12 protein-coding genes are annotated in these 12811 nt (G+C 57.1%); 4 read left to right on the plus strand and 8 right to left on the minus strand.

Going from position 1 to position 12811, the window contains the following annotated elements:
- Positions 1 to 99 precede the first annotated feature (99 nt).
- Positions 100 to 912 (plus strand): dienelactone hydrolase family protein, encoded by an 813-nt coding sequence (locus ROR01S_RS22980; protein WP_004869653.1) that lies wholly within the window; start codon positions 100 to 102, stop codon positions 910 to 912.
- Positions 913 to 916: 4 nt separating this feature from the next.
- Here ROR01S_RS22980 and ROR01S_RS22985 read toward each other — a convergent pair whose 3' ends face one another.
- On the minus strand, positions 917 to 1606 hold the full coding sequence (locus tag ROR01S_RS22985) for a transporter substrate-binding domain-containing protein (protein WP_004869649.1): 690 nt from the start codon (positions 1604 to 1606) through the stop codon (positions 917 to 919).
- Positions 1607 to 1767: 161 nt separating this feature from the next.
- Positions 1768 to 4029, minus strand: a complete 2262-nt coding sequence (gene metE, locus ROR01S_RS22990) for a 5-methyltetrahydropteroyltriglutamate--homocysteine S-methyltransferase (RefSeq protein WP_048024900.1) — start codon at positions 4027 to 4029, stop codon at positions 1768 to 1770.
- Between the two features lie 231 nt (positions 4030 to 4260).
- On the opposite strand from metE, the gene metR reads away from it, so the two are divergent.
- Complete coding sequence (metR, locus tag ROR01S_RS26600) at positions 4261 to 5214, plus strand: HTH-type transcriptional regulator MetR (protein WP_004869643.1); 954 nt, start codon at positions 4261 to 4263, stop codon at positions 5212 to 5214.
- Here metR and ROR01S_RS23005 read toward each other — a convergent pair.
- The 3 genes from ROR01S_RS23005 to pldB form a co-directional block, all read right to left on the minus strand.
- Complete coding sequence (locus ROR01S_RS23005; RefSeq protein ID WP_004869640.1) at positions 5102 to 6001, minus strand: carboxylate/amino acid/amine transporter; 900 nt, start codon at positions 5999 to 6001, stop codon at positions 5102 to 5104. The genes metR and ROR01S_RS23005 overlap by 113 nt on opposite strands.
- A gap of 88 nt (positions 6002 to 6089) precedes the next feature.
- Positions 6090 to 6890, minus strand: a complete 801-nt coding sequence (yigL, locus tag ROR01S_RS23010; protein ID WP_015585397.1) for a sugar/pyridoxal phosphate phosphatase YigL — start codon at positions 6888 to 6890, stop codon at positions 6090 to 6092.
- Positions 6891 to 6904: 14 nt separating this feature from the next.
- A complete protein-coding gene (gene pldB, locus ROR01S_RS23015) occupies positions 6905 to 7927 on the minus strand; it encodes a lysophospholipase L2 (protein WP_004869634.1) in 1023 nt (340 codons plus the stop codon).
- Between the two features lie 109 nt (positions 7928 to 8036).
- On the opposite strand from pldB, the gene rhtB reads away from it, so the two are divergent.
- The gene (rhtB, locus tag ROR01S_RS23020) at positions 8037 to 8657 is read left to right on the plus strand and encodes a homoserine/homoserine lactone efflux protein (protein ID WP_004869632.1); all 621 of its coding nucleotides are present in this window, start codon (positions 8037 to 8039) and stop codon (positions 8655 to 8657) included.
- Positions 8658 to 8702: 45 nt separating this feature from the next.
- On the opposite strand, the gene rhtC is transcribed toward rhtB, so the two are convergent.
- From rhtC to pldA, 3 genes are all read right to left on the minus strand, one after another.
- Positions 8703 to 9323 carry a threonine export protein RhtC gene (rhtC, locus tag ROR01S_RS23025; RefSeq protein WP_015585398.1) on the minus strand — a complete coding sequence of 207 codons (621 nt, stop codon included), beginning with the start codon at positions 9321 to 9323 and terminating at the stop codon, positions 8703 to 8705.
- 84 nt (positions 9324 to 9407) lie between these two features.
- Complete coding sequence (recQ, locus tag ROR01S_RS23030) at positions 9408 to 11234, minus strand: ATP-dependent DNA helicase RecQ (RefSeq protein ID WP_004869624.1); 1827 nt, start codon at positions 11232 to 11234, stop codon at positions 9408 to 9410.
- Between the two features lie 67 nt (positions 11235 to 11301).
- Positions 11302 to 12174 carry a phospholipase A gene (gene pldA / locus ROR01S_RS23035; protein WP_004869621.1) on the minus strand — a complete coding sequence of 291 codons (873 nt, stop codon included), beginning with the start codon at positions 12172 to 12174 and terminating at the stop codon, positions 11302 to 11304.
- Positions 12175 to 12329: 155 nt separating this feature from the next.
- Here pldA and yigI point away from each other — a divergent pair, with 155 nt between their 5' ends.
- On the plus strand, positions 12330 to 12794 hold the full coding sequence (gene yigI, locus ROR01S_RS23040; RefSeq protein ID WP_004869617.1) for an acyl-CoA thioesterase YigI: 465 nt from the start codon (positions 12330 to 12332) through the stop codon (positions 12792 to 12794).
- The last annotated feature ends 17 nt before the right edge of the window (positions 12795 to 12811 follow it).

Below are 12811 nucleotides of genomic sequence, written 5' to 3' on the forward strand. Positions count from 1 at the left end.
ACAAAAGATAGCCTGTTTCAGGCACTGTGCTTTGTTAACGTCCGGTCGATAGCGTCTATAGTTATCGATGCGCTAATAAATAAGGGTACGGAGAATACCATGACCACAACCAAGCAACCTGGCTTTGCGCCTGCAGCCACGCCGCACGCTTCTACCGCCGTTCATACCTCGGAGGAGAGCATTATCACAGGCGAAACGTCGATCCCCACTCAGGGAGAGAACATGCCGGCCTATCATGCTCGTCCGAAGAACGCCGATGGCCTGCTGCCGGTCGTTATCGTTGTTCAGGAAATTTTCGGCGTCCATGAACATATCCGCGACATTTGCCGCCGTCTGGCGCAGGAGGGATATCTGGCTATCGCGCCAGAGCTCTACTTCCGCCAGGGCGATCCGAATGACTATACCGATATCCCCACCCTGTTCCAGGAGCTGGTCAGCAAAGTGCCGGATGCGCAGGTGCTGGCCGACCTCGACCATGTCGCCAGCTGGGCCGCACGCCACGGAGGCGATGCTCATCGTCTGCTGATCACCGGCTTCTGCTGGGGTGGACGCATTACCTGGCTTTATGCCGCCCATAACCCGCAGCTAAAAGCCGCCGTCGCCTGGTACGGAAAGCTGGTCGGGCAGAAAACCCTGAACTCAGCGAAATATCCGGTGGATATCGCCGTTGATCTCAACGCGCCGGTGCTGGGGTTGTACGGTGGCAAAGACGCCAGCATTCCACAGGATACGGTGGAAACCATGCGTCACGCGCTTCGCGCGGCCAACGCCAAAGCGGAGATCATCGTCTACCCGGAAGCCGATCACGCCTTTAACGCCGATTATCGCGCCAGCTATCATGAAGAATCGGCCAAAGACGGCTGGCAGCGTATGCTGGCATGGTTTGCGCAGTATGGCGGGAAGCGCGCGTAAGCCGCTATCGGTTGCCGATATGGCGGTTAATCATATCGGCGATCGTTCCGTCACTCTTCCATGCCGCCAGACAACCACAGACAAATTCATAGTGCTGTAGCCGGTTTCGGGGAACGCAAATCGCTTGCTGTATCTGGCTGAAACTATCAGGCAGGAGGCGATACTGGGGATGTTCCCGCGCCACGCTGGCAAGCGGCTGACGGATCCCGGCAACCATCTCCCCTTCCCCGGCGATAAACGCGCGGATCGCCTCCTGGGAGGTAGCGTACTGCTGCATCGCCGCATGGCGTAGCGTTCGAATCAGATACAGTTCATAGGCCGCCCCTCTCCCGACGTTAATCGTTACTCCCGGGCGATCCATCGCTTGTACGGAGTGAATATCGCTGTCGTTTCTGACCAGCACTGAACTTTCAATCGTGACATACGGCGGGGTGAAGCACAGTTTGTCTTCACGAGCGGGATCAATCGCCAGGAAAGCAATATCCCACTGGTCCAGCAAAGCTACATCAACCACTTTCCCGGCCGTCGGCCAGGTCACAAATCGCGCCTCGCAACCGCATTCAGCGGCCAGTTTTTTGGCTAACTCGGCGGTGATGCCACCCGGGGTATTATCCGGCAATAACGTGGCGAGAACCGGGTTCCCCAGATTAATAGCAAAACATAAGGACCGCTGCGGATCGTCGAGCCTGGTCATCATTCTCCCCCGGAAATGTCTGTGCTTGCTCAGTGCAGCTAAGCGTAGCCCAGCCGCAGGCACTCCGCAGGTTAGACGGGACATTTGCCAGCACGAAAGAGAAAAGAAAAAGAGAAAAGAAGAGGAGGCCTGGGCCTCCTCCGGGACGAGGGTTAACGGAGTTATGCCTGACGCAGATTCTGCGCGGCTTTCACCATGTTAGCCAGCGCGGCGCGGGTTTCCGGCCAGCCGCGAGTTTTCAGGCCACAGTCCGGGTTGACCCACAGACGCTCTGCCGGGATACGCTGCGCCGCTTTCTCCAGCAGTGCTTCAATCCACTCCACGCTCGGAACGTTCGGCGAATGGATGTCATACACGCCCGGTCCGATTTCGTTCGGGTATTCGAACTCTTCAAACGACTCCAGCAGCTCCATGTCAGAACGCGAGGTTTCAATGGTGATCACGTCCGCATCCAGCGCGGCAATCGAATCCATGATGTCGTTGAACTCGCAGTAGCACATATGGGTGTGGATCTGGGTATCATCCCGCGCCACCGCGGCATTGATCCGGAAGGCTTCCACGCCCCACTGCAGATAAGCATCCCAGTCGCTACGCTTGAGCGGCAGTCCTTCACGCAGCGCCGGCTCATCAATCTGGATGATACCGATACCGGCCGCCTCCAGATCCGCCACTTCGTCACGCAGCGCCAGCGCAATCTGTTTGGCGATGGTTTCGCGACTGACGTCTTCACGCGGGAATGACCAGCAAAGAATCGTCACCGGACCGGTCAGCATGCCTTTCACCGGCTTGTCGGTCAGCGACTGGGCAAACTTCGCCCACTCAACGGTGATTGCTTCCGGGCGACTGACATCCCCGATGACCACCGGCGGCTTCACGCAGCGGGAGCCGTAGCTCTGTACCCAACCGTTTTGCGTGAAGATGAACCCGTCGAGATGCTCACCGAAGTACTCCACCATGTCGTTACGCTCGGCTTCGCCGTGAACCAGAACATCTAGCCCTAAACGTTCCTGCTCAACAATCGCCTGCTTGATATGCTCCGCAATACCGGTGCGATAGTGGTTGGCATCGAGATTGCCTTTTTTGAAGTCCAGACGCAGGCCACGGATCTCGGTAGTCTGTGGAAAAGAGCCGATGGTCGTGGTCGGCCACGCCGGTAGATTGAAGCGCGTACGCTGCGCCCTGGCGCGTTCAGCATATGGGCTGTTGCGCTGGCTGTCCTGAGCGGTAATGGCCGCCAGACGTTTTTCTACCGCCGCATTATGTACGCGGGTAGAGTGACGGCGAGCCTGAATCGGCGCGCTCCATTCAACCAGTTTTGCGGTCTCGCCGCTATTCAGCGCATCGCGCAGCAGGGCCAGCTCGGTACATTTCTGCAGGGCAAAAGCGAACCAGCTTTTCACTTCCGCATCGAGACGGGTTTCCACGCTCAGGTCGATCGGGCTGTGCAGCAGGGAGCATGAGGTCGCGATCCACAGCGCACGCTGGCCGACGATGTCTTTAATTTGCGCATACTTCTCCGTCAGATCGGCGCGCCAGACGTTACGGCCGTTGATCAGGCCCGCAGAGAGCAGCCAGTCGGCTGGCAGACGCCGGTGCAGATCGGCCGCATCATCTTTACCGTGAACCAGGTCAACGTGCAGACCCTGCACCGGCAGCGCGGTGATGGTGTCGAGGTTGGCGGTGATGCCTTCAAAGTAGGTGGTCAGCAGCAGCTTAACCTGACCTGCGAGCGCGTCATACGCCGGTTTGAACGCCTCCAGCCACGCCTGCGGCAGTTCCAGTACCAGAGCCGGCTCGTCAATCTGTACCCACTCGATGCCGCGTTTTGCCAGCTCTGCCAGCACCTGCTGGTAAACCGGCAGGATATCCTTCAGCAGGCTCAAACGGTCAAACTGTTCGCCTTTGACTTTGCCCAGCCACAGATAAGTGACCGGCCCCAACAGGACGGGTTTAACCTTATGACCAAGCGCCAGCGCTTCGTCCACTTCATCCAGCAGCTGGGTCCAGGTCAGTTTGAACGACTGCCCTTTTACAAACTCTGGCACCATGTAGTGATAGTTGGTGTTAAACCATTTGGTCATTTCTGCCGCTGCCGCCGGTTCGCCGGTCGGCGCACGGCCGCGGCCAATGCGGAACAGGGTATCGATATCAACCGAGCCATCTTTGTTCTGATGACGAGCCGGCACGTTACCCAGTAGCAGGCTGGTAGTCAGAACATGGTCGTACCAGGCGAAATCACCCACCGGCAGCAGGTCAACGCCCGCCTGCTTCTGCTGCTCCCAGTGACGGGCGCGCAGCTCGCGGCCCACCGCCAGCAGTTCTTCGCGGGTTGAGTTACCCGCCCAGTAGCTCTCTTGCGCTTTTTTCAGCTCGCGACGTAGACCAACGCGAGGGAAACCGAGGGTGTGATTAATAATTGTCATTTTTTGAGCCTCATGATTGCAATCCGAAAGATTTCGGATTCAGGGAAGGCGGCAAACTTGCTCATTCCCAGGAGCTTACTGAAGTAAGTGACCGGGGTGAGGAAGTGCGGCCAACGCACCATAAATTCGAAAGATAAAGGATTTAGACGTCCAGATGTTTACACATCCATAATTGGCGGTTACTGTATATTCCTCAAGCGCAAATTATTCATGCCGAAGTGAAGGACTTTCATGATCGAAATAAAACACCTGAAAACGCTACAGGCGTTGCGGAATAGCGGGTCGCTGGCAGGCGCTGCGGCAGCTCTGCATCAAACTCAGTCCGCCCTGTCTCACCAGTTCAGCGATCTGGAACAACGCCTTGGCTTCCGCTTGTTTGTGCGTAAAAGTCAGCCTCTGCGCTTCACCCCACAGGGGGAGATCCTGCTCCAGCTGGCAAACCAGGTTCTGCCGCAAATCAGCCGCGCGCTGCAGGACTGCCACGAGCCGCAGCAAACCCGTCTGCGCATCGCTATCGAGTGTCATAGCTGTATACAGTGGTTGACCCCGGCGCTGGAGAGTTTCCGCGCCCGCTGGCCGCATGTCGAAGTGGATTTTCAGTCCGGCGTAACCTTTGACCCGCAGCCAGCTCTGCAGCAAAGCGAGCTGGACCTGGTCATGACCTCCGATATCCTGCCGCGTAGCGGCCTGCACTATTCGCCTATGTTCGATTTTGAAGTTCGCCTGGTGCTGGCGCCGGAGCATCCGCTGGCAGCGAAAACGCGCATCTCGCCGGAAGATCTGGCATCGGAACTGCTGCTGATTTATCCGGTTCAGCGCGGTCGCCTGGATATCTGGCGCCACTTCCTGCAGCCGGCCGGCATCAGCCCGCAGCTCAAAAGCGTCGACAATACCCTGCTGTTAATCCAGATGGTCGCCGCGCGGATGGGCATCGCCGCCCTGCCGCACTGGGTGGTGGAAAGTTTTGAGCGCCAGGGTCTGGTCGTCACCAAAACCCTGGGCGAAGGACTGTGGAGCCGACTGTACGCCGCGGTACGCGACGGCGAGCAGCGCCAGCCGGTCACCGAAGCGTTTATTCGCTCAGCGCGGAATCACGCTTGCGATCATTTGCCGTTTGTCCGGAGTGCGGAGCGACCCAACGGCGATGGACCCACAGTGAGGCCAGGATCACCAGAGCTCCTGTAATAAAGCTCGGCCAGTGGGGCTGTTCTTGCCAGATGGCAAGGTTAACCAGCAGCCCGGCGGGGACATGCACGTTATTCATAATGCCCAGCGTTCCGGCATCCACCTGCGTAGCCCCGTAGTTCCACATAAAGTACCCCAGCCCCGACGCTGCCACGCCCAGCCAGACCAGGACACCCCACTGTAGGGTTGTGGTTGGCAGCCTCTGCGGATTGCCCAGCATAAACCAGGCCGCCACTGCCACCAGGAAAGCCCCCATATAGAACCACGCAAACGCGTTGTGCTGCGGCATAGGACGTAGCTCCATCAGCCGCTTATAGCCCACCATTCCGATAGCAAAGCTAAGGTTCGACAGCTGAACCAGCAGCAGCCCCGTCCAGAAATGATCGCTCACTTTGTCATAGCGAATAATGGCCGCGCCCAGCACCGCCAGCCCCGCGCTCAGCAGATATCCCCAGCGGAGCTTGCGTCCGCTGAGCAGATCGTAAATCAGCGTGATATAAAGCGGCGTAAAGACGGTAAACAGCAGGAATTCAGACACCGTCAGGTACACATAGGCGCGGAATGCCAGCAGGTACATGATGCCAAGCTGCATGGCGCCGACCAGCATGTAGAGCACGATAGTACGCGGCGATTGCCCGCGGGTACGCAGAAACGGCAGAAACACCAGTGCCGCCAGCCCCACGCGCATTAGCACGGAAAAGTAGCTATCGACGCTGCCAGCCAGGTATTCGCCTATCAGGCTAAAGGAAAAAGCCCACAGGATAGTGGTAATAATCAGTAGCGCCACAATGAATGTCTCTCAGGAAGAAGAGCACTCATTGTAGCGGAGAGTCAGGTTGACGACTGGGCAATAAACAAACAGTCGTCAATCTTTATCAGGCGAGATAGAGCTTACGCAGATAGTGCGGCACCGCATCGTCAGCGTTGCTGCCGATCACTTCCAGATCCGGATGCAGGTCTTTCAGCCGCTGGTGAGCATTCTGCATAATGCAGCCTTTTCCCGCCATCGACAGCATTTCTGCGTCGTTCATGCCATCACCAAAAGCGATGCAGTCTTTCAGGCGATAGCCCAGCATTTTGGCGACCGCTTCCAGCGCATGCCCCTTCGACACGCCACCGGCCATCACTTCCAGACAGGTCAGCGTGGAGAAGCTGACGTTCACGCGATCGCCCCAGCGGGCGTTGATCGCCTGCTCCAGCGGCAGCAGATGCTCATGATCCTCGCAGGTGAAAAACACTTTGCTGATCCCCTGCGGATCAAGCTCGCCCGCTTCGTAGAGCTTATAGTTGAAGACGGCCTCTTTGAAAAAACGCATCTCTTCCGGGCGGTGGCGGTTCATATACCACTCATCTTCGCGGTAGACGTTGGTCACCACTTTCGGGTCATTGCGCATCATTTCAAACAGATCGGCCGCAATGTCGCGGTCAAGGTTATGGGCAAAGATCTGTTTCCCCTCGCCGTCGTGCACGCGCGCGCCGTTGGAGGTGATCATGTAGGACCGGATGCCGAGATTATCGCGAATCTGACCGACATCGATGTAATGACGACCGGTGGCAAAGACAAAATCGATCCCGCGCGCGGTCAGCAGCTGCAGCGTCTCTTTTGCGTAGGGAGTTAAGTAGTGATCGGGAGAAAGCAGCGTGCCATCTAAGTCAGACGCAACAACCTGGTACATAAAAATTTTAACCTCTAAGCAGGGCGACGAGCGTTTTCGTCGGATTCATTGTGTCGACTGAAAAAATCGACGATGGCATTCAGCGCGACTGAGCGCATGGCGTCCTTTTCAAAAAGGATCTCATGGTATGCCCCTTCTATAACAAGCGGCTTATTACCTTCGCAGGGCCGACCTGCCGCGGCACGGAGTTCGCAGTAGCGTTCGTGCATGCGGTTATCGACTACGCGTTCTTCTTCTGCCTGCAATAACAATGTGGGAGTGGTGTCTTTCTCTACGCCCGCCAGCGCCTCTTCACCTGCGAGGATCCCCTCACGCACCCAGTGGTAGGTTGGCCCGCCGACGCGCAGCTGTGGTTCATCGGCATAGAAGCGCAGATTACGACGATAGCGTTGGCGACTGTGCGTCAGCACGTTGACCGAAAAGGGCAGCGCCCGCCAGCGACCGGTACCCAGCGCATACTCTTCACGAATGCGCTGATGGCCCTCAGCCCAATCGAGAATATGGCGTACCATCCAGTCCGGGAAACGCATGACGATACCGAACATAGGCGCGCACAGCGCAATAGCGTCGCAATGCTGCTGGTGACGCTGCAAAAACAGCGTCGCAATGGCGCCCCCCATCGAATGGGCGAGGATAAACCTTTTTCGCCAGTGGCCGGGGGCAACTTCCTGCTGCCAGAGCGCAGCCAGATCGTCAACATAATCGCTAAAGCGCACCACGTGGCCGCGATGGCTGTCGGTCAATATTCGCCCGGAACGCCCCTGGCCGCGATGGTCGATAATCATCACGTCGAAACCGCTGTGGAACAGATCGTAAGCCAGCTCGGCGTATTTCACGTAGCTTTCAATACGCCCCGGACAGATGACCACGACCCGATCGTTTTCTTTGGCGCAAAAGCGAACAAAACGGACCGGGACATCATCAACGCCCCTGAATTCCGCCTCTTCCCGCTGATGCCAGAAATCGGTAAGTGGCCCCATCGTAAAAGCCGCAAACGCGTTTTCTCGTGTATCCCAATCCTTTTGCTGCCGAAACATCGGGCTTACACCCCTGTTAACCACTGAAAATCGTTTTTTTAGCGCGCATCACACAATGCTTACGCAATAGCGTATTGTGGCATAAAAACAGACAACCAGGGAGTTTCTCATGACGTTCGAGTGGTGGTTCGCCTATCTGCTGACATCCATTATCCTCAGCCTGTCGCCAGGTTCCGGGGCCATTAATACCATGACGACCTCGATCAACCACGGCTACCGCGGCGCGGCCGCCTCGATTGCCGGATTACAAACCGGACTGGCGATTCATATCGTCCTTGTTGGTATCGGCCTGGGAACGCTGTTTTCCCGCTCGGTGCTGGCCTTCGAGGTGCTGAAGTGGGCCGGGGCGGCCTATCTTATCTGGCTGGGTATTCAGCAATGGCGCGCGGCGGGATCGCTCAATCTCAATACCCTGGCAAAGGCGCAAACGCGTGGAAAACTGTTCCAGCGCGCGGTTTTCGTCAACCTGACCAACCCGAAAAGCATTGTCTTTCTGGCGGCCCTGTTCCCGCAGTTTATCGTGCCGCATCAGCCGCAGGTCATGCAGTATCTGGTTCTCGGCGTTACCACGATTGCGGTGGATATCATCGTGATGATTGGCTACGCGACGCTGGCGCAGCGTATTGCGGCATGGATTAAAGGACCGAAACAGATGAAGGCGTTGAACAAAGTCTTCGGATCGTTGTTTATGCTGGTGGGCGCGCTGTTGGCTTCCGCACGCCATGCCTGAGGCGAGAGCCCCGGTTTGCCTTCAGCAAACCGGGAAAACCAGCGCTTAGCGCGAAATGATCAGATGAATACCGAAACCGGCGAACAGCGTTCCGGCAATGCCGTCGATCCATTTTGCCATCCGCTGGTAACCACGACGCATAGCCGGTAAGGCAAACAGGCTGGCCACGACGGTAAACCAGGCCAGCGTTTCCAGAACGATCAGCAGGAAAATCCCCCAGCGCTCGCCCGTGCCGACGTTATCGCCGACAAAGAGTGAGAAGACGGAACCAAAATAGATAATCGCCTTCGGGTTAGCGAGGTTGGTCAGCAGCCCTTTCAGGAAGCTACGGCCACTGCGGGCCAGCTCGACCTGCGGCTCCGGCGCCGGCGCATCGCTTTTCTTCAGCGCACCGCGCAGCATCTGATAGCCCATCCAGCACAGGTATAAGCCGCCGCCGACCATAATAATGGTGTGCAGCCAGGCCATTTTTTCGATAATCAGGTGCAGGCCAAGCAGCGCGACGCCCGCCCAGACCATGACGCCACAGGTAATCCCCAGCACGCCCATCAATGCCTCTTTACGAGAACGGCTAACGGCGGTCTGAGAAACAAAGAAAAAGTCCGGACCTGGACTCATCAGCGCAATGATATGCACCAGCGCGACGGTGAGGAAAAGCATCAGCATGATTGAACCCTAATCTATCGGCAATTTGGATCGCAGGAATATAGTGAAGACCGAAACTATCCTGACACTTTTTCGTCCGGCTGACTACTCATCTTCACCATCAATGTGCGCGCGGATCAGCGCCATAAACTCTTTCCCGAAACGCTCCAGTTTTCGCGTTCCCACGCCGTTCACGCTCAGCATCTCGCCGGCGGTTATCGGCGACTGCTCCGCCATTTCGATCAGCGTCGCATCGTTAAATACAACGTACGGCGGGATATTTTCTTCATCGGCAATCGCTTTACGCAGCTTGCGCAGCTTGGCGAACAGCTTGCGGTCGTAATTGCCGCCGAAGGATTTTTGCATCGCCTTCGGCTTCAGCGCCACGATACGCGGAACGGCGAGCTGCAGCGGAACCTCGCCACGCAGCACGGGACGCGCGGCTTCGGTCAGCTGCAGCGCCGAATGCTGGGCGATGTTTTGCGTGACCAGGCCAAGATGAATCAGCTGACGAATCACGCTCACCCAGTGTTCATGGCTCTGTTCGCGACCGATGCCGTATACCGGCAGCTTGTCATGCGCCATTTCGCGGATACGCTGATTATTCGCCCCACGCAGCACCTCCACCACATAGCCCATGCCAAAGCGCTGATTCACGCGGTAAATGGTCGAGAGCGCCTTACGCGCATCCATTAATCCGTCGTACTGCTTCGGCGGATCGAGGCAGATATCACAGTTGCCGCATGCTTCCTGGCGCCCTTCGCCAAAATAGTTCAGCAGTACCAGACGGCGGCAGGTTTGCGCTTCGGCAAAAGCGCCCATCGCGTTCAGCTTATGGCGTTCAATATCCTGCAGCGGCCCGGCGGGTTTCTCCTCCAGACAGCGACGCAACCACGCCATATCGGCCGGATCGTAAAACAGCATCGCTTCCGCCGGCAGGCCATCGCGACCGGCGCGACCGGTTTCCTGATAGTAGGATTCAATATTACGGGGAATGTCGAAATGCACCACGAAGCGGACGTTGGGTTTATTGATCCCCATGCCGAAAGCTACCGTGGCCACCACGATTTGCAGATCGTCGCGCTGAAATTTCTCCTGCACATCCGCACGAACGTCGTTCTCCAGCCCGGCATGGTAGGCGGCCGCGCTGATTCCACGGCTTTGCAGTCGAGCGGCGGTATCTTCCACTTTCGAACGGCTGTTGCAGTAGATAATGCCCGATTTGCCGCGCTGGTCCTGCACGTAGCGCATCAGCTGATCGAGCGGTTTAAACTTCTCCATCAGCATGTAGCGGATGTTCGGGCGGTCGAAGCTGCTGACCTGAATCAGCGGGTCATTCAACCCCAGCAGGCGAACGATATCGCGGCGGGTGGTGTCATCGGCGGTGGCGGTGAGCGCCATAAACGGGATCTGCGGCACGCGCTGGCGCAGCTGGCCCAGGGCAGCATATTCCGGCCGGAAATCATGTCCCCACTGGGAAATACAGTGCGCTTCATCCACCGCCACCATTGCCAGGTTCCAGTGGCTGAGATGCTCAAGGAAGTTATCCAGCATCAAGCGTTCGGGGGCGATATACAGCAGGCGAATCTGCCCACTGCGACAGCCGGCCATGACTTCCTGCTGCTGTTCGCGGCTCTGGGTCGAGTTAAGACAGGCAGCGGCCACGCCGTTCGCCAGCAGCTGGTCGACCTGATCTTTCATCAGCGAGATCAGCGGCGATACCACCACCGTCAGGCCGCCCAGCACCAGCGCGGGCACCTGATAGCACAGCGATTTGCCGCCGCCGGTGGGCATTACGACCAGGCAGTCACGCCCGCCCAGCGCCGTATCGATAATGGTTTCCTGGCCTGGGCGAAACTGCTGGTAGCCGAAGGTTTCCTGTAAAACCTGCTTTGCCAGCAATGTTTGATTCAATACTTCCGCCTGCGCCACGTTGACCCCGTCTGCCTGAAAAGAAAACAGGCGCTATTTTCAGCGCCAGTGAGCCAGAGTGCAACGATTAAAACAGATCGTTGAGCGTCACACCGACGCCAACCCGGGTCTGGTTAAAGTTATAATCAATGAGCGACTCGCCATAACCGCTGTAGACCTGGGTGTAGAAACGCACGTGGCGGGTGATCGGATAGCTGACGCCGAGCTCTGCGCCGCCATAACCGCTGTTCCAGTTATATTGCCCCTGGGCGCTCAGGATAGCGTCACCGAGTTGATAACCAACCTTCAGGCGGTAATAGCCCATATATTTCGTGATATCCGGATTATCGTTGGTGCTCCCGACAACGTACCAGGGCTTCACCTCCACCAGCCAGTTGCCATTTTGCGCCATCAGGCGGGCATACAGGCGGTTCCAGCTGCGGGAAGTGGGATCCGAGCGGCCGTTAGAATCGTGGTTGTAACCCATTTCGACATCACGCAACGTCCAGCCGGCAAGCTGGTAATCCGTCGCAAAACCCAGGAACAGCTGCGGTTCATAGTTGGTTTCACGAAACGGCGCGGACTCTTTGCTGTTGGAGAGCTGCCACCAGGACTTCTGCGTATAGGAAGCCCCGAGCAGCGAGTTCTCGCCGAGGATCCCTCGCCACAGCGGAAACGCCAGACTGAGCTGGAATTTCACTTCGTCCTTGCGGGCATTTTCCGCCCAGTCATAGCTGGAGATCGCTTCCTTGTTGATATCGCTACTCCACGTATAGAGCAGGTAGTTGCTCTCGTAGGGATACAGCAAGAAAGGATTATCATGGTCCTGCAACAGGTTAGCGATAATGCTACCGCGTACCGCAGGGGTATCATGAACAGGATGACTAACCGGCGCATCCTGCGCCAAAACGCCAGCCGGAAGCGCGCTCAGCGCTAACAGCCAGGCCAAAGAGATACGCATTACTGTTCTCCTGAATGAGTGATTATTATTTCTGTTTTACCCGGCATCATTCTACCTGTTTACGGGCTCCCCGCCCGGTTATCCGTTCTGAAAGTGGAAATCACCGTTTTAGAAGCATAAAATCAACATTTCATTAACGAATGGATACAATCGTCATGTCTGAACTCACAGCCGAAGCCGCCCTTAAGCTGGTGGGAGAAATCTTTGTCTACCACATGCCTTTTAATCGCGCCTTAGGGCTGAAGCTGGAGCGTTACGAAAAAGAGTTTGCTCAGCTCAGCTTTAAAAACCAGCCTATGATGGTTGGCAACTGGGCGCAAAGTATTCTGCATGGCGGGGTCATCGCCTCCGCGCTGGATGTGGCCGCAGGGCTGGTGTGCGTGGGCAGTACGCTGACCCGGCATGACACCATTAATGAAGAAGAGTTACGCCAGCGGCTGTCGCGGATGGGGACCATCGATCTGCGCGTTGATTATCTGCGCCCTGGGCGCGGCGAGCACTTTACCGCCACCAGCAGCCTGTTGCGCGCCGGGAATAAGGTCGCGGTCGCCCGCGTGGAGTTGCATAACGAAGATCGGGTCTATATCGCCAGTGCCACGGCGACGTATATGGTGGGTTGATCGCGGTAAATAAAGTA

Source organism: Klebsiella ornithinolytica NBRC 105727 = ATCC 31898, assembly GCF_001598295.1.
In the GTDB taxonomy this organism is placed as follows: domain Bacteria; phylum Pseudomonadota; class Gammaproteobacteria; order Enterobacterales; family Enterobacteriaceae; genus Klebsiella; species Klebsiella ornithinolytica.